Below are 17718 nucleotides of genomic sequence, written 5' to 3'. Positions count from 1 at the left end.
GCAAGATGACCGGGTTGGAGCGGCATCGACAGGGAGGACTGGGAGATAAGAGCGCCAGAGCGCCTCATCCCCCCGCGCATTGATTTTACCCTGTCCGTTTCCCAGCCGAATGACCAGCGACGAGGACAGCATGAGCAGCTTCAAGATTGCCATTATTGGCGCCGGCAGTGTCGGCTTCACCAAGAAACTCTTCACCGACATTCTCTGCGTTCCGGAATTCCGCGATGTCGAGGTCGCGCTTACGGACATCAGCGAGCACAATCTAAGCATGATCAAGTCGATCCTCGACAAGATCGTTGAATCCAACAACCTGCCGGCCAAGGTGACCGCTTCGACCGACCGTCGCGAGGCAATCGCCGGTGCGCGCTATATCATTTCCTGCGTGCGCGTCGGTGGCCTCGCCGCCTACGCGGACGATATCCGCATCCCGTTGAAATACGGCGTCGACCAGTGCGTCGGTGATACGATCTGCGCCGGCGGCATTCTCTATGGTCAGCGCAACATCCCGGTGATCCTCGATTTCTGCAAGGATATCCGCGAACTCGCCGAACCCGGCGCGAAGTTCCTCAACTACGCAAACCCGATGGCGATGAACACCTGGGCGGCGCTGGAATATGGCAAGGTCGATACGATCGGTCTTTGCCATGGCGTCCAGCACGGCGGCGAACAGATCGCCGAGATCCTCGGCGCCAAGGATGGCGAACTCGACTACATCTGCTCAGGCATCAACCACCAGACTTGGTTCGTCGATGTGCGTCTCAAGGGCCGCAGAATAGGCAAGGATGAGCTCGTCGCCGCTTTCGAGGCGCATCCGGTCTTCTCGCAGCAGGAAAAGCTCAGGATCGACGTTCTGAAGCGTTTCGGCGTCTATTCCACCGAAAGCAACGGCCACCTGTCGGAATACCTGCCCTGGTACCGCAAACGGCCGGAGGAAATTACCCGCTGGATCGACATGTCCGACTGGATCCATGGCGAAACCGGCGGCTACCTGCGCTATTCGACCGAGACCCGCAACTGGTTCGAAACCGAATTTCCGCAGTTCCTCAAGGATGCCGAAAAGCCGATCGATCCGGCCCGCCGCTCCAACGAACATGCCAGCCACATCCTCGAGGCGCTGGAAACCGGGCGCGTCTATCGCGGCCACTTCAACGTCAGGAACAATGGCGTCATCACCAACCTGCCATCGGACGCGGTCATCGAATCCCCTGGCTTCGTCGATCGCTTCGGCATCAACATGGTCGCCGGCATTACGCTTCCGGAAGCCTGCGCCGCCACCTGCATTTCATCCATCAACGTCCAGCGCATGTCTGTCCATGCCGCCGTGTCAGGCGATATCGATCTTCTGAAACTGGCGGTGCTTCACGATCCGCTGGTCGGCGCGATCTGCACCCCGGAGGAAGTCTGGCAGATGGTCGACGAAATGGTCGTCGCCCAGGCTGAGTGGCTGCCGCAATATGCCCATGCCGTTCCGGCCGCCAAGGAGCGCCTGAGCAAGGCAACCATCAAGACCCGCGAGTGGAACGGTGTCGCCCGTCGCGAAGTCCGTTCGGTCGAGGAACTGCGCGCCGAAAAGGAAGCAACCAAGCTGAAAGCGGCAAGCTGAACGGCTTCAGCGAAAGATGCGAGGCCCGTTTTCCTGAGGAGGAGGCAGGTCTGGGAGTGGGCAATCCGTTGCCCGCTCTCTTCCGGCAGGCGGCATGATGCCGTCCGGCCGTGCTGGTAGGAGGAGAGCCGCCCATACCGGGCAGGCCGAAGCATGAGGGAGAAACAACGACAATGAAACGCTTTCGCCATCTGAAGACGACCACCGCCCTTCTCTTGGGCGTGTCGGCATTTGCCGTAACGGCCTGGGCTTCCGAGCCGACCGTCGTGCCCGAGCAGCCGCCATTCCCGGCGCAGGGCAAGATCACCTATGTGCCGCGCGATTCGATCGTCGAATTCAAGGCGCTGCCGGAATACCACGAGCCCGACTGGGTGACCGAGAAATTCGTCAAGACCGGCAAGCTGCCGCCGGTGGCCGAACGCCTGCCGAAGGAGCCGATGGTCTTCAAGACCGGCAACATGCCCGACGGCATTGGCGTCTATGGCGACACGATGCGCCACGTCATCGGCGGCCGCCCGGAAGGCTGGAACTATTCGGCCGGCCAGACTCAAGGCTGGGGCGGCATCGATATCGGCTTATCCGAATGCCTGACCCGAACTGCGCCGCTTTATCAAGTCGAGGCGAGCGACGTCGAGCCGCTGCCCAACCTGGCCAAGAGCTGGGATTGGTCGGAAGATGGCCACAAGCTGACCATGCACCTGATCGAAGGCGCGAAATGGTCCGATGGCGTCCCCTTTTCCTCCGACGACGTGATGTTCTACTGGGAGGACAATGTCGTCGATCCCAACGTATCGCCGCTCAATGGAGCGACGCCTGAAACCTTCGGCGAAGGCACGACGCTGAAAGCCATTGACGCCAACACCGTCGAATGGACGTTCAAGGAAGCCTTCCCGCGCCAATATCTCTATGCCATGGCCTACGGCACGTTCTGCCCCGGTCCGGCGCATATCCTGAAGACCAAGCATCCCAAGTATAACAAGGATGTGACTTACGACCAGTACAAGAACGGATTTCCGGCCGAGTACATGAACATTCCCGTCATGGGCGCCTGGGTCCCGGTCTCCTATCGGCCCGACGACATCATCGTGCTGCGCCGCAACCCCTATTACTGGAAGGTCGACGAGCAGGGCCATCAGCTGCCCTACCTCAATGAGATGCACTATAAGCTGTCGACCTGGGCCGACCGCGACGTGCAGGCGATTGCCGGTTCCGGTGACTTCTCCAACCTCGAGCAGCCGGAAAACTTCGTTGAATCGCTCAAGCGCGCCGCGTCCGACGCCGCACCGGCACGCCTTGCCTTCGGCGCCCGCCTGATCGGCTACAATCTGCGGATGAATCTCTCCGCCAACGGTTGGGGCGAGCCCGACTCGCGCGGCAAGGCCGTACGGGAGTTGAACCGCAACGAGGACTTCCGCAAGGCGGTCACCATGGCGCTCGACCGCAAGAAGATCGGGGAATCGCTGGTCAAGGGTCCGTTCACGGCGATCTATCCCGGCGGCCTGTCGTCAGGCACGAGTTTCTACGACCGTCAGTCGACGGTTTACTATCCCTTTGATCTCGAAGGCGCAAAGGCGCTTCTCGAAAAGGTCGGACTGAGGGACTCGGACGGCAACGGTTTCGTGAACTTCCCGGCCGGAACGGAAGGCGGTCAGGATGTTCAGATCGTGCTCTTGAGCAATGGCGACTACGGCACCGACCGCAATCTTGCGGAGGGCGTCATCGGCCAGATGGAGCAACTCGGCTTGAAAGTCACGCTCAATGCGCTCGACGGCACCAAGAAGGACAATGCCCATTATGCCGGCCAGTTCGACTGGACGATCCGCCGCAACGATCCGGAGCTGACATCGGTGGTGCAGAACACCACCCAGCTCGCTCCGACGGGACCGCGCACCAGCTGGCATCATCGCGCCGGCACGGACGGCACGGTCGACCTCCTGCCCTATGAGAAGGAACTCGTAGACATCGTCAACAAGTTCATCGCCTCGAACGACAACACCGAGCGTACCGAACTGATGAAACAGTACCAGAAGGTCGCAACTGAGAATGTCGATTCGGTCGGCCTCACGGAATACCCGGGTGCGCTGATCATCAACAAGCGCTTCTCCAACATTCCCGTCGGCGCCCCGATCTTCATGTTCAACTGGGCGGAGGATACGATCATCCGCGAACGGGTCTTCGTCGCCGCCGACAAGCAGGGAGACTACGAACTGTTCCCTGAGCAGCTTCCGGGCAAGCCGGGCGAAAGCGGCCCGATCAACTGATCTGTCCCAAAACACGCTCCGGCCGCCGATCTCGGCCGGAGCAGCCCCACGAACACACAAGAGAACCCAACAGCCATGTTCCGATTTCTGCTTGTGCGCATCGCATCCGCAATCCCGGTGCTCTTCGTGCTGAGCGTCGTGACCTTCGCGATCATCCAGGCGCCGCCGGGCGACTACAGCGACTATATCCGCTCGCAAATGATCAACCAGGGTGGCGCCTCCTTCGAGGAAGCCGACGCCCAGGCTCAGGCCTACAGGATCGCCAACGGCCTTGATAAGCCGCTACCCGTGCAATACGTCAACTGGGTCACGGGCATCGTCACGCGCGGCGATTTCGGCCATAGCCTGTTCTACAACAAGCCGGTGGCCGAGGTTGTGGGCGAACGCCTGCCCCGCACACTGGCGCTGGCTCTTGTCTGCCATATCCTCGCCTCGGTGATCGGCATCACCTTCGGTATTCTCGCCGCCACCCGGCAATATTCCTGGGTCGATAGCCTGCTATCCGGCATTTCGTTCCTCGGCATGACGGTGCCGCGCTTCCTGATGGCGCTGATCATCGTCTACATCATGGTGTTTCATTTCAACGTCACCGAGATCAACAGTTTCCACTCGGCCCGCTACGGCGGCGCGCCCTGGTCCTGGGACAAGTTCGTCGATCTGGTGAAGCACGTCTGGCCGGTGATCGCCATCGCCACCTTCGGCGGCCTCGCCTACAATATGCGGGTGATGCGCGGCAATCTGCTCGATACGCTGAACGCCCAATATGTCGAAACCGCGCGCGCAAAGGGCCTCTCCGAACGCGCCGTCATCCTGCGCCACGCCGTCCCGAACGCGCTGCATCCGCTGGTCATGTACCAGGGCGTCGTGCTGCCTTACATGCTGACCGGCGAGATCGAGACGGCAATCATCTTCGCGCTGCCGACTGTCGGCCCGGCCATCGTCGGCTCGATGTGGGTGGGCGACGTCTATGTCACGGCCACGTTCATGCTGGTCCTGTCGGCAACACTCATCGTCGGCAACATCATCGCCGACATGCTTTTGGCCATGCTCGATCCTCGGGTCCGCCTTGGTGGAGGGGCACACGCATGAAAGCCGACGTTCAAACAACCGTCACAGTGCCGGTGCCGGCACCGCATCACGGCAACGAAACGTATCGCGCCCTCGTCTGGCGCCGTCTGAAGCGGTCCTGGACCGGCATGATCGGGCTGATCTTCGTGTGCCTGTTGATGATCATGACGATCTTTGCCGAGTTCTTTTCACCTGTCGATCCGAAGCTGACAGGCGTTGGCTTTGCGCCGCCGCAGACGATCAGCATCACCGATCAGGAGGGCAACCTCGTCTGGCCGCGCACCTATCAGGTCGGCGAGGGCACAGAGCTTGACCCGATCACCTTCCAGCCGATCGTCGGCCCGGACTATACCAATCCGAAAGACCTCGGCTTTTTCGTCAAGGGTTTCAGCTACCGGCTCCTCGGTCTGATCCCCACCGACCGGCACTTCTTCGGCGCCGTCGATGGCACGCCGGTCAATTTCCTCGGCACCGACAAGTTCGGCCGCGATGTGCTGTCACGCATCTTCTACGGCTCGCGCGTCTCTCTCATGATCGCATTGACGGTGGTCTTCATCGTCACGGTCGTCGGCACCACCATCGGCATGGTGTCGGGCTATTTCGGGGGCCGTTTCGATAACTGGATGCAGCGCTTCGTCGAACTCGTGCTCGCCTTTCCGCAATTGCCGCTCTACCTAGCGCTAACCTCGTTGATCCCGGTAACGGCGCCGACAAACGTCTTCCTCGCCTTCGTCATCGTCGTGATGTCGGCACTCGGCTGGGCGCAGATGTCACGCGAAGTGCGCGGCAAGACGCTGGCGCTTGCTCGGATCGACTATGTCCGCGCGGCCATGGCGATCGGCGCCACAGACCGGCGCATCATCTTCCAGCATATCTTCCCCAACGTCATGAGCCATGTGATCGTCTCCGTCACGTTGGCGATCCCGAGCGTGGTGCTGCTTGAATCCTTCCTCGGCTTCCTCGGCTTTGCGGTAAAGCCGCCGCTGATCTCCTGGGGGCTGATGCTGCAGGACACCTCGACCTATTCCGTCATCGGATCCTATCCCTGGATCCTTTCCCCCGTGGCCTTCGTGCTCGTCACCGTCTTTGCGTTCAATGCGCTGGGCGATGGCCTGCGCGACGCCGTCGATCCATACTGAGGAGACGACCCATGGCACTCGTGGACATCAGCACTTTGGCGCCCGAACAACGGCACGATTATGCCGCTGCAGTCGGCACCCCCATCATCGACGCCCGCCATGTGGGCGTGAAATTCAAGGTCGAGCATGGCACGGTCGATGCCGTCAAGGACGTCTCATTCCAGCTCTACCGGGGCGAGACGATTGCCGTCGTCGGCGAATCCGGTTCGGGAAAATCGGTGACGGCGCGCACCGTCATGGGCCTGTTGACCAAGCGCGCCACCGTCTCGGATCGCTCCAGCATCGCCTATGACGGCAAGAACGTCCTGAAATTCTCCGATCGCCAGCGCCGGGCGCTGCGCGGCGACCGCATCTCGATGATCTTCCAGGAGCCGATGAGCTCGCTGAACCCGGTCTATACCATCGGCGCCCAGATCATCGAGGCGATCCGGGTGCACCAGAAGGTGAGCCGCAGCCAGGCCAGAGAGCGGACGCTGGAGCTGTTGCGCCAGGTGCAGATTCCCGATCCGGAATCCCGCCTCAACCAGTATCCGCACCAGCTCTCCGGTGGCCAGCGCCAGCGCATCATGATCGCCATGGCGCTCGCCAACAATCCGGACGTGCTGATCGCCGACGAGCCGACGACGGCGCTCGACGTTACCGTTCAGGCGCAGATCCTCAACCTCATCCGCGACCTGCAGAAAAAACTCGGCATGGCGGTGATCCTGATCACCCACGACCTGACCGTGGTGCGCCAGTTCTCGGACTATGTCTATGTCATGCAGAACGGCGAGGTGAAGGAACACAACACCACAACGTCCCTGTTCCAGAACCCGCAGCATCCCTATACCCGCCACCTGCTCAATTCCGAACCAAAGGGCAATGCCAACCCGCTGCCGGTCGATTCCGCCGCCATTCTCGAAGGGCGAAGTGTCCGCGTTTCGTTCATGCTGAAGGCCGGCGGCTTCTTCAGGCCGCAGTTGAAGGAGCTCGTTGCGGTGGACAGCCTCAGCATCAAGCTTCACCGCCACGAGACACTTGGCCTCGTCGGGGAATCCGGCTCGGGAAAAACGACGTTCGGCCAGGCGCTGGTCAAGCTTCTGAAGGCGGAAGGCGGCGAGATCCTGTTCGACGGCCAACCGATCCAGGACAAGACCCGCGACGAGATGCGGCCGCTGCGCTCGCGCATGCAGATCGTTTTCCAGGACCCGTTCTCGTCGCTCAATCCGCGCATGTCGGTCGGCCAGATCATCGAGGAAGGCCTGATCGTCAACAGGCTCGGCGCAACCCGCAGCGAGCGGCTGGAGCGGGTGAAGGAAGCGCTGAACAACGCCGGCCTGCCGAACAACATCCTGTCACGCTTCCCGCATGAATTCTCCGGCGGCCAGCGCCAGCGCATCGCGATCGCCCGCGCGATCGCGCTCGAACCCGAATTCATCCTGCTCGACGAGCCGACCTCGGCGCTTGATCTTTCGGTGCAAGCGCAGATCATCGAACTGCTGCGCAAGCTGCAGGACGAGAAGGGACTGAGCTATCTCTTCATCTCCCACGATCTGAAGGTCGTGCGCGCGCTTTGCCACCGTGTGGTGGTCATGCAGCACGGCAAGATCGTTGAAGAAGGCCCGGTCGAAGACGTTCTATCCCATCCCAAGACCGCCTACACCGAACGGCTCGTCAGAGCCGCCTTCGAGGTGGCCGCATAATCGCTAGACAAGAGGCTTATTCCATGGCGAGACAACCCAAAATCACCTTCATCGGCGCCGGCTCGACGGTCTTCATGAAGAACATCATCGGCGACGTGCTGCAGCGTCCGGCGCTATCAGGCGCGAAGATCGCGCTGATGGACATCAACCCGCAGCGGCTTGAAGAAAGCGAGATCGTCGTCAGGAAACTGATCTCGACGCTCGGTGCAAAGGCAACCATCGAGTTGCATTCCAACCAGCGCAAAGCTCTCGAGGGTGCCGATTTCGTCGTCGTCGCCTTCCAGATCGGCGGTTACGAGCCCTGCACCGTCACCGATTTCGAGGTGCCGAAGAAATACGGGCTGCGCCAGACGATCGCCGACACGCTCGGCGTCGGCGGCATCATGCGTGGGCTCAGAACCGTGCCGCATCTCTGGAAGATCTGCGAAGACATGATGCAGGTCTGCCCCGAGGCGATCCTCTTGCAATACGTCAACCCGATGGCGATCAACACCTGGGCGATCGCCGAGAAATACCCGAAGATCAAGCAGGTCGGCCTCTGCCACTCGGTGCAGGGCACGGCGATGGAACTCGCCCACGACCTCGACATCCCCTATGAGGAAATCCGCTACCGCTCGGCCGGCATCAACCACATGGCTTTCTTCCTGAAGTTCGAGCATCGCCAACCGGACGGCTCCTACCGCAACCTCTATCCGGATCTCGTGCGCGGCTACCGCGAAGGCCGGGCGCCGAAGCCGACCTGGAACCCGCGCTGCCCCAACAAGGTGCGCTACGAGATGCTGACCCGGCTCGGCTATTTCGTCACCGAGAGCTCTGAGCACTTCGCCGAATACACACCTTATTTCATCAAGGAAGGCCGCGAGGACCTGATCGAGAAATTCGGCATTCCGCTCGACGAATATCCCAAGCGCTGCATCGAGCAGGTCGAGAGATGGAAGGGCGAGGCAGCCGCTTACCGCACGGCCGACAAGATCGAGGTCGCTCAGTCGAAGGAATACGCCTCCTCGATCATGAACTCCGTCTGGACCGGCGAGCCGTCGGTGATCTACGGCAACCTGCGCAACAATGGCTGCATCACGTCGCTGCCGGACAATTGCGCCGCCGAAGTCCCCTGCCTCGTCGATGAAAACGGCATCCAGCCGACTTTCATCGGCGACCTGCCGCCTCAGTTGACGGCGCTGATCCGCACCAACATCAACGTGCAGGAACTGACGGTCGCCGCCCTGATGACAGAGAACCGCGAGCACCTCTATCATGCCGCGATGATGGACCCGCATACGGCCGCCGAGCTCGATCTCGACCAGATCTGGTCGCTGACCGATGATCTTTTGGCCGCACACGGCCAGTGGATCCCGGAATGGGCCCGGGTCTCCAAAAAGGTCCAAGCCGCGTAACTCTTCTCCCGGTTGCGCGACGAGGAAACCCCGGAACAACAATTCCGGGGTTTTCCTTTCATGCCGAGTGTGATCGAAATGAATGAGGCACCGCCGCTTACCCAGAAGACAGAGATGCCCGCCAGTTCCGCCGTCGAAACGCCAGCGCGACAATTGTCCGGACGCTGACCGGCACGAAATCCGGCGCTCTTCCGCTCGCTGATCGAACCTGACGGCGGCCTCGACGTGCGAGATTTCATGTGGGTCACCAGCCGACCTGAAGGCGGTGCAGATGCCCGCCTTGCGCGGCCAGAAGCGGACGCTCCGGCGCGATGGGCGTCTCAACCACGCCGCGCAGCTTCGATCGCCCCAACGTCGATCTTCCTCATCGTCATCATCGCATCAAAAGCACGCTTCGCTTGATCACCGCCGACCGCAAGCGCTTCGGTCAGTACGCGTGGCGTGATCTGCCAGGACACACCCCATTTGTCTTTGCACCAGCCGCACTCACTTTCCTGGCCTCCATTGCCGACGATGGCGTTCCAGTAACGGTCGGTTTCTTCCTGATCGTCAGTTGCGATCTGAAATGAAAAGGCTTCGTTGTGTTTGAACGCGGAACCGCCGTTCAAACCGATACAAGGAATACCGGCGACGGTGAATTCAACAACCAAGGCGTCTCCCTGCTTGCCGCTTGGATAGTCTCCAGGCGCGCGAATGACAGTACCCACTGCGCTGTCGGGGAAGGTTTCGGCGTAGAATCGGGCGGCAGCTTCAGCGTCCTTGTCATACCATAGGCAGATGGTGTTCTTTGCCATTGCGTGGGGTCCTTTCGCTCTTGGTTTCCCGTCTCTCGCTGAAACTAAGAGGCAAACCGAATTTCTCCAGCCCCTGTAAGCCATTTTACGTCGGCAATAGCCAAACCCCTCTAAATGGTCGACGACCAAAGGGCGTGATCTACAGGCCCGCCCGTCGCGCCAGGACGGCCTCAATCGCCGACAGCCCGTCATAGATCAGCACGGCCAGCGCCCCGACGATCAGCCCGCCCTGTAGCACGAAAGCGATATTGTTGGATTGCAGCCCGGCGATGATAACTTCGCCGAGCGTCTTGGCCGCGACCGTCGAGCCGATCGTCGCGGTGGCCAGGCTGATCACCACCGACAGGCGAACGCCTGCGAGGATCACCGGCATCGCCAGCGGTAGTTCCACCCTGAAGAGGCGCTGGCGATCCGTCATGCCGGCGCCGCGCGCCGCCTCCATCACCGAGGGCGGCAGGGTCGTCAGACCCGTCAGCGTATTCTCGAAGATCGGCAGAAGGCCGTAGAGAAACAGCGCCACCAGCGTCGGCTTCTCGCCGAAACCGAGGGCCGGCACCGCCAGCGCCAGAACCGCTACCGGCGGAAATGTCTGGCCGACATTCACCAGGCTGCGCGACAAAGGCAGGAATTCCGCCCCGAAGGGCCGCGTGACGAGAATGGCGAGCGTCACGGCGACGATGATGGCGGCGATTGTGGCGATTGCCACGGTGCGCAGGTGCAGAAGCGTCAGGGTCAGCAGGCTGCCCTGATTGTAGATCGCCGGCGCATTGTCCTGCACCAGCGGCTTCAGGAGCGGTTCGAACCAGCCGGGCGAGACAAGGAATGCAAGCAGGATTGCCAGCAGAGCGGCACGCAGGAGAGAGGGAAGCCAGGCCCTCATTGCGGCCTTGCTGCGCGCCGGGCGAGCCCTTCCAAGGTCACTTTCCCGATAAGCGTGCCGTCAGCGGCCGCCACCGGCAACGCATCGCGGCCGGTCCACAGCAGTTCGGAAAGCACGTCGCGCTGGCTGGTTGCCGCGTCAACGGGCTGTCCATCGGCTGTGCCAGGCTCCACCGCCTGCCCCGCCGTCTCGATCGACAAAAGCCGGAAAGGCCGCTCGCTGGCGCCGATCAGCGTCTGGACGAACTCCGTCGCCGGGTTCGTCACCAGCTCGGCGGGCGTGCCGTATTGGACGAGTTCGCCCTTGTCCATGACGGCGATCTTGTCGGCGAGATGAAACGCCTCGTCCATATCGTGCGTCACCAGCACGATCGTCGTTTTCAGGAGCCTCTGGATGTCGAGAAGATCGGCCTGCGCCTTGGCCCTGATGATCGGGTCGAGCGCGCCGAACGGCTCGTCCATCAGGAGAACCTTCGGCTCCGCCGCCAGCGCCCGTGCCACGCCGACCCGCTGCTGCTGCCCGCCGGACAACTCATGCGGAAACCGCGCGGCGAAGATAGCGGGGTCGAGCTGGAACAACGCCAGCAGTTCCCTCACCTTGGCATCTATGCGCCCCTTGTCCCAGCCGAGCAGCACCGGCACGGTGGCGATATTCTGCGCAACGGTGCGATGCGGAAAAAGCCCATGCCCCTGGATGGCATAGCCGATGCGGCGGCGCAGCTCGTAGCCCGGCATCGAGCGGTTGTCGTCACCGTCGAGCCGAATGGCGCCGGCGCTCGGCTCGACCAGCCGGTTGATCATGCGCAACAGCGTCGTCTTGCCGGAACCGGAGGTGCCGACAATGACCGTCACCGTGCGCGGCGCAATCGTCATCGTCACATTGTCGACGACCGCGGTGCCATCGTAGCGCTTGGTGATGCCGTCGATCTCGATCATGCGGTCCTGCCTCGGTTTTGCGACGGAGTGTTCATTTCGATGAGGGCGTCGAGCACGATGGCTGCAGCAAAGGCAAGCACCACCGTCGGCACTGCGCCGAGAAGCACCAGATCCATCGCCGTCTGGCCGATCCCCTGGAACACGAAAACGCCGAAGCCGCCGCCGCCGATCAGGGCCGCGATGGTCGCAAGGCCGATATTCTGCACGAGCACGATGCGGATGCCGGTGAGAATGACCGGCATGGCGAGCGGCAGCTCGATGCCGAAAAGTCGCTGTCGGTCCGTCATGCCGATGCCGCGTGCCGCCTCATTGGCCTCGCGCGGCACGCCGGCAAGCCCGACCACGGTATTGGCGACCACCGGCAGCAGCGAATAGAGAAATAGCGCCACGAAAGCCGGAGCCGCACCGATGCCGCGAATGCCGATCGCGGCCGCCCCCGGCACATTCACGGCAATCCAGCCGAGCGGTGCGATCAGAATGCCGAACAGCGCGATCGACGGGATCGTCTGGATGAGGTTCAGCGTGTTGAGCACACCGGCGCGCAAGGGCTCGACGCGATGGCAGAGAATGCCGAGTGGCAGGCCGACGACGACCGAGGCAAACAGCGAGCCGAGCGCCAGCGCCACGTGCCTGCCCGCCTCCAGCCAGAACACGTCGGCGCGGCCGGCATATTCCTTGAGGATCGACAGTCCGTCCCAGAGCCCCGACACCAGGATCGCGGTGGCGCCAGCGAGGGTCGCGAGCAGCAGCAGGACCCGTACGCCCGGCCTCGGCCTCAGCCGCGTGATCGAATCGGCGGCGAGCAGGGCGTTGGCAAACAAAAGGACCCAGAACCCGGAAGCCGGCGACACGCGGGCATAGGTGTTTTCAGGCGGCGTCAGATACGTAGCCGTCAAGCCGATGAAAAGCGCAATCGCGCCAAGCGAAACCGCCGCTGCAGCGAGCCTGAGCAGCGCCGGCGTTTTCAGAAGGATGATCGCGGCGGCGACAACCATAAGGCCGAGCAGCACAACGCCGGCGCCCACAGGCAGCGCCGCAAGGATCGATTTCGCCTCTCCCGGCACGATACGATTTGCGCGAAAGGTCGCAAATGGCGCGACGAGCGTGCCATAGGCAACCAGAAGCGCGATCACCACGCCCAACTTATCCAATCGAAGGCTCAAACCGGCATCCTTGCAGAGTGGAAAAGGCCGGTTCCGGTCACGAAACCGGCCTTGAACTCGAGGCAGCTTATTTCAGAAAGCCATTCTTCTTCAAAAAGTCCGCCGCCACCGACTTGGCCGGTTCGCCACCCACCTGGACGCGGCCGTTCAGTTCCTGCAGCGTCGTCAGGTCCAGCTTCTCGAACACCGGCTTCAGCAGCGTTTCGATCTCGGGATGCTCCTTCAGCGCCGCCTCGCGGATGATCGGCGTCGGCTGATAGACCGGCTGGACGGATTTGTCGTCCTCCAGAACCACCAGGCCGGACGGCGCGATGCCGCCATCCGTGCCGTAGACCATGGCCGCATTGGCCCCGTTGGTCTGATTGGCGGCTGCCGAGATCGTCGCTGCGGTGTCGCCGCCCGATAGGGTGATCAGCTGGTCAGACTTCAGCGTGAAGCCATAGGCGGTCTGGAACGCCGGAAGCGCCGCCGCCGAATTGACGAATTCCGAGGAGGCCGCGAGCACGACCTTGCCGCCGCCGGAGACATATTTGCCGAAGTCGCTGAAGGTCTTGATGCCGTTGGCATCGGCAAGATCCTTGCGAACGGCGACGGCCCAGGTGTTGTTGGCCGGCGACGGCGTCAGCCAGACGATCTTGTTGGCGTCGTAATCGAGCTTCTTGGCCTCTTCGTAACCCTTGGCCGCATCCTTCCAGAGCGGGTCGTCGGCCTTTTCGAAGAAGAAGGCGGCGTTGCCGGTATATTCCGGATAGATGTCGATCTCGCCGGCGATGATCGCCTTGCGTACGACGGGCGTCGCCCCAAGCTGCACCCGATCGGTCGTCTGGATGTTGTTGGCATTCAGGACGGCCAGGATGATGTTGCCGAGCACGCCGCCTTCGGTATCGATCTTGGAAGCGACGACGACCTGAGCATTTGCCGCGGCGGCGGCAACGAGCACCGCAAACGCGGCGCCGATAAGCTTTGTGTTGAGACCCACGATACTTCTCCCTTGAAACTGCGTCACAATTTCTCCCATGGCGACCGACCTTCGTCGGGGCATAAACTGCCATATGTGGCGGGTTCGGGAGAAAAATAGAGCTTTTTGGTAGAAAATCGCGCGCCTTGCTTCAGGCTCTCCATCAAAAGGCGCGCGACAGGATGCACAATGAGCGGCTATGCACCACCCTTGGGCATTTGACGGATGAGGAACGGCAGAAGGGCTCTGAGACGTGAACGGGTCCCTATCGATCAGCGCGTCACATCGATGACGACGCGGCCGCGGATCTTTCCGGCGACGATGTCCTCTGCCAATTGCGGCAGGTTCGACAGCGGCTCGACCGTCGTCATCGATGCCAGAAGTGCGCGATCGAGGCTTTCTGCAAGGATCGCCCAGGCCTTGTCGCGCTCCGCATGCGGCGCCGTCACCGAATTGATGCCGAGCAATGCCACGCCGCGCAGGATGTGCGGCATCACGGTTGCGGGCAGGTCGGCGCCACCGGCGAGGCCGCAGGCCGCCACCGCGCCGTTCTGGACGGTCTGCGCCAGCACATTGGCAAGCGTCGCCGAACCGACGGAATCGATGGCACCGGCCCAGCGCTCCTTCTGCAGTGCGCCACCTTTCACTGCCAGTTCGGCACGGTCGACAAAGGCGGTTGCACCGAGCGTCGCAAGATAGTCGTGGGTTTCCGGGCGCCCCGTCGATGCCGTCGCCCTGTAGCCGCGTCTGGCAAGCAGCGCGACGGCGACCGAGCCGACGCCGCCTGCGGCGCCGGTCACGAGAACCTCGCGATCGTCCGTCCTGATCTTTCCCCAGCGTTCGAGTGCGTCAATGGCCAGGGCCGCGGTATAGCCGGCAGTGCCGATCGCCATGCTTTGCTCGAGACTGAAGCCATCCGGCAGGCGTGTCAGCCATTCCGGCTTCAGCCGTTGAAAGCGGGTATAGCCGCCCCATTCGGTTTCGGACATGCCCCAGCCGTTGACGACGACCTTGTCGCCCGGCTTCCAGTCCGGATTGCGGGATGAGACGACGATGCCTGCGAGATCGACGCCTGCAACCATTGGCAGACGACGGGCGATGCGGCCCCTGCCGGAAATGGCGAGGCCATCCTTGTAATTGAGCGTCGAAAACAGCACCTCGACCAGCACGTCATGATCCGGCAGGTCCGACAATGTCAGGTCCTTGAAGCCGCTGACCGGCTTGCCGTCGCGTTCCTCGATCACAAGTGCCCTGAAACGATCCGCCATGATCTTCTCCCGTCTGTTTTCGCGCACCATCGCATGGGAAGACGCGAAAAGCCATTTGGACCAAAGGCAAAGGAGGACGGGCCATGGCCGCACACTACAGTGGTCCCCTACAAGCAAAAGATCGGTAAGACGCCGGCAATGGCCGGCCTGAAAAAGCTGCGGCATCCGGCCGGCCTCTACCCAAGCAAGTCATTGAATCAAAAGGTCATTACCAACGATTATGAAAAGATGGTTCTGATTTTTTACTTTTGTCGTAATGTATAAAGCCAACATGAATTCAAATTTATCTGCCATGCTTGCTGCGCAAGGCAGATTTGCCTTCCGCGCCCTGGCGAAATACCTGTCGGCGTGCTATCAGGCGCTCGCAACAATCCCATGGAGCTTATCATGTTCTCGCAGCGCAAGCTGTCGAACCCGTCTGATCGCAGTCTTGTCCAGATGATCTGGAGCGCGATCCTTCTCGTTCAGACCCGTGAAACGTCCTCGCTGATGACGGGTCGCCAACGCTAGGACGAGCCAGCGGCCGGAAATGTCACGGAGGCCTTCAGCCCCTGGCCATCCGGCCCTTCGCCCAGCGAGAGATGTCCGCCGAACAGACCGGCGATTTCTTCGACGATCGGAAGTCCCAACCCCATTCCCGGTGCTTCGCCGCGCCCGCCGCGCGCGAAACGCTGGCGCACGACCTGCCGCTTCTCCGGCGGGATACCCGGGCCATTGTCTTCGACGTCGAGGCGGACGGTGTCGTCTTCGGTTCCGACGCGAACGGTCACTTCCGCACCCTTGCCGGCATAGGCGATGGCGTTTTCGATCAGGTTGCGCAGGAGTTCGCCGATCAGGAGAGGCTCGGCGCGGATCAGCACCCTGCCCTCACCTTCGAAACCGAGATCGACGCCTGCGTCGCCAGCGCCGGGCACCCGATCGCCGGTGATCTCCTGCGCCAATGCCATCAGGTCGATGATCTCCACGGGCTGCGGCTCCTTCGAGCCGGCGGCATCGATCTTGGCCATCAGCAGCAGTTGCGCGAGGATGCGTTCGGCATGGGCTACGGCCTCGTCGCTCTTGCGCGCTGCGGCCTGCGCCTCCTCCAGCGTCGCAGCGCGGTTGGAAAGGGCAAGCTGGGTGCGGATGATTGCGAGCGGCGTGCGCAACTGGTGGCTGGCATTGCCGGAGAAATGCCGGAGCGCATCGAGGGCCGATTGCAGCCGCACCATGAAGGAATTGACCGTCTCGACCAGCCCCTCGACTTCGCTCGGCACCGATTGCTCGATCGGGTGCAGATCGTCTGGATTGCGCTCGGCAATGGCGTCTCCCAGACGATAGAGCGGCCGCAGCGAAAAGGTCACCGCGATCCAGACGATCGCCGCCGCGCCAAGGATCATCATCAAGAGGCGCAATGCCGATCGCAACAGAATGGCCTGCGTCAATTGCCGCCGCGCGATGGTCGTCTCGGCAACGGTGACGACGAAGGGGACGGAGTTGATGCCGGTCGAGGCAGAGCGTTCCAGCGCCGCGACGCGGATCGGCTCGCCGCGGAACTGCGCGTCGGCATAGACCGCGGACTGCCCCTTCATGTCGGTGATCGACGGCAGGTTCTGGTAGCCGGTGATGAACCGGCCGGGCGGCCCGTCGACGCGGTAGAACACACGGTCCTGTGCCGCCGAGGTCAGCATTTCCAGCGCGACATAGGGAATGTCCACCTCGAGCGAACCGTCTTCCGCAACCACGACCCGCTCGGCAATCGCCAGCGCCGAGCCGGCAAGCACACGATCGGAGACGACGTTTGCCGTCTTCACCGCCTCGCGATAGGTATCGATCAGGGCGAGGCATCCGATGACCACCGTCGAGATCAGCAGCCAGGCAAGCAGCCTGCGACGCAGCGAATAGGCGGCCCGCGCCATCAGGCGTCCGCCATCTTGTCGAGATAGTAGCCGATGCCGCGCGCCGTGCGGACCGTCAGACCGTGGGGGCCAAGCCGCTTGCGCAGCCGGCTGACATATTGCTCGATCGCATTGGCGCTCAGGTCGTCGTCGAAGGCGGTCAGCGACTGGATGATCGCTTCCTTGGCGACGACCTTTCCGGCCCGCATGAACAGGATTTCAAGCAGGCCAAGCTCACGGGCCGGAATATCGACGGTGACGCCGCCGGCGGAAAAGGTGCGGGAGTTGAGGTCGAACGAGATCTTGCCGTAGCTGACGAGGGAGGAGCGAAGCCCCGCCTGCCGGCGCAAGAGCACGCGGACGCGAGCCTCGAACTCGCTGACGTCGAAGGGCTTGATCATGTAGTCATCGGCGCCGAGATCGAGGCCGCGGATCTTCTCCTCCTGTGTGCCTCGCGCAGTGAGGATGAGCACCGCCGCCTTGTTCTGCCGCGCGCGCATCGAGCGCAACACGTCGAGGCCGTCCATTTCCGGCAGGGTCAGGTCGAGGATGACAAGATCGAAATTTTCGGTCGCGGCCACGGCATCGGCCGACGCGCCGTCGCCGACGACATCGACCGCATAGCCGCTGCCGCGCAGGATGGCGACAAGCCCTTCCGCAAGCGCCGTATTGTCTTCGACCAGTAATATCCGCAAA

General features: G+C 62.2%; 15 protein-coding genes. 7 read left to right on the top strand and 8 right to left on the bottom strand.

Features of this window, described 5'->3' with window-relative positions; translation table 11 throughout:
• Positions 1 to 130 precede the first annotated feature (130 nt).
• The 6 genes from JNB71_RS20160 (at position 131) to JNB71_RS20135 (ending at position 9147) form a co-directional block, all read left to right on the top strand.
• Positions 131 to 1603 (top strand): alpha-glucosidase/alpha-galactosidase, encoded by a 1473-nt coding sequence (locus JNB71_RS20160; protein WP_220373572.1) that lies wholly within the window; start codon positions 131 to 133, stop codon positions 1601 to 1603.
• Positions 1604 to 1776: 173 nt separating this feature from the next.
• Entirely contained in the window at positions 1777 to 3864 is a 2088-nt protein-coding gene (locus JNB71_RS20155; protein WP_220373571.1) for an ABC transporter substrate-binding protein, read from the top strand.
• Positions 3865 to 3939: 75 nt separating this feature from the next.
• Positions 3940 to 4953: an ABC transporter permease gene (locus tag JNB71_RS20150; protein WP_220373570.1), complete on the top strand. Its 1014-nt coding sequence runs from the start codon at positions 3940 to 3942 to the stop codon at positions 4951 to 4953.
• On the top strand, positions 4950 to 6071 hold the full coding sequence (locus JNB71_RS20145; RefSeq protein ID WP_220373569.1) for an ABC transporter permease: 1122 nt from the start codon (positions 4950 to 4952) through the stop codon (positions 6069 to 6071). The genes JNB71_RS20150 and JNB71_RS20145 overlap by 4 nt, the downstream gene beginning before the upstream one ends.
• A gap of 11 nt (positions 6072 to 6082) precedes the next feature.
• Positions 6083 to 7753: an ABC transporter ATP-binding protein gene (locus JNB71_RS20140; protein ID WP_220373568.1), complete on the top strand. Its 1671-nt coding sequence runs from the start codon at positions 6083 to 6085 to the stop codon at positions 7751 to 7753.
• 23 nt (positions 7754 to 7776) lie between these two features.
• Complete coding sequence (locus JNB71_RS20135; RefSeq protein WP_220373567.1) at positions 7777 to 9147, top strand: alpha-glucosidase/alpha-galactosidase; 1371 nt, start codon at positions 7777 to 7779, stop codon at positions 9145 to 9147.
• A gap of 320 nt (positions 9148 to 9467) precedes the next feature.
• Here JNB71_RS20135 and JNB71_RS20130 read toward each other — a convergent pair whose 3' ends face one another.
• The 6 genes from JNB71_RS20130 to JNB71_RS20105 form a co-directional block, all read right to left on the bottom strand.
• Positions 9468 to 9941, bottom strand: coding sequence for a VOC family protein (locus JNB71_RS20130; RefSeq protein ID WP_220373566.1), 474 nt, complete (start codon positions 9939 to 9941; stop codon positions 9468 to 9470).
• A 139-nt stretch (positions 9942 to 10080) separates the two neighbouring features.
• The gene (locus tag JNB71_RS20125) at positions 10081 to 10821 is read right to left on the bottom strand and encodes an ABC transporter permease (protein ID WP_220373565.1); all 741 of its coding nucleotides are present in this window, start codon (positions 10819 to 10821) and stop codon (positions 10081 to 10083) included.
• On the bottom strand, positions 10818 to 11756 hold the full coding sequence (locus JNB71_RS20120) for an ABC transporter ATP-binding protein (protein WP_220373564.1): 939 nt from the start codon (positions 11754 to 11756) through the stop codon (positions 10818 to 10820). Before JNB71_RS20120 ends, JNB71_RS20125 begins: the two co-directional genes overlap by 4 nt.
• Entirely contained in the window at positions 11753 to 12919 is a 1167-nt protein-coding gene (locus tag JNB71_RS20115; RefSeq protein ID WP_220373563.1) for an ABC transporter permease, read from the bottom strand. Before JNB71_RS20115 ends, JNB71_RS20120 begins: the two co-directional genes overlap by 4 nt.
• A gap of 67 nt (positions 12920 to 12986) precedes the next feature.
• Positions 12987 to 13937 (bottom strand): glycine betaine ABC transporter substrate-binding protein OsmF, encoded by a 951-nt coding sequence (gene osmF, locus JNB71_RS20110; protein ID WP_222857358.1) that lies wholly within the window; start codon positions 13935 to 13937, stop codon positions 12987 to 12989.
• A 212-nt stretch (positions 13938 to 14149) separates the two neighbouring features.
• Positions 14150 to 15145, bottom strand: a complete 996-nt coding sequence (locus JNB71_RS20105) for an MDR family oxidoreductase (RefSeq protein ID WP_220373561.1) — start codon at positions 15143 to 15145, stop codon at positions 14150 to 14152.
• Between the two features lie 387 nt (positions 15146 to 15532).
• Between JNB71_RS20105 and JNB71_RS24655 the strand changes: the two genes are divergently transcribed.
• Complete coding sequence (locus JNB71_RS24655) at positions 15533 to 15655, top strand: hypothetical protein (RefSeq protein WP_262927113.1); 123 nt, start codon at positions 15533 to 15535, stop codon at positions 15653 to 15655.
• Here JNB71_RS24655 and JNB71_RS20100 read toward each other — a convergent pair.
• Together JNB71_RS20100 and JNB71_RS20095 are read right to left on the bottom strand one after the other, a co-directional pair.
• Positions 15652 to 17043, bottom strand: coding sequence for a sensor histidine kinase (locus JNB71_RS20100; RefSeq protein WP_220373560.1), 1392 nt, complete (start codon positions 17041 to 17043; stop codon positions 15652 to 15654). The two genes, JNB71_RS24655 and JNB71_RS20100, sit on opposite strands and share 4 nt — an antisense overlap.
• A complete protein-coding gene (locus JNB71_RS20095; protein WP_220373559.1) occupies positions 17043 to 17717 on the bottom strand; it encodes a response regulator in 675 nt (224 codons plus the stop codon). Before JNB71_RS20095 ends, JNB71_RS20100 begins: the two co-directional genes overlap by 1 nt.
• Position 17718 lies beyond the last annotated feature (1 nt).

The sequence above is a fragment of the Rhizobium herbae genome, assembly GCF_019511375.1.
In the GTDB taxonomy this organism is placed as follows: Bacteria; Pseudomonadota; Alphaproteobacteria; order Rhizobiales; family Rhizobiaceae; genus Pararhizobium; species Pararhizobium herbae_A.
Note: the sequence above shows the minus strand (reverse complement) of the source record. Positions and strands in the feature narration are given on the sequence as shown.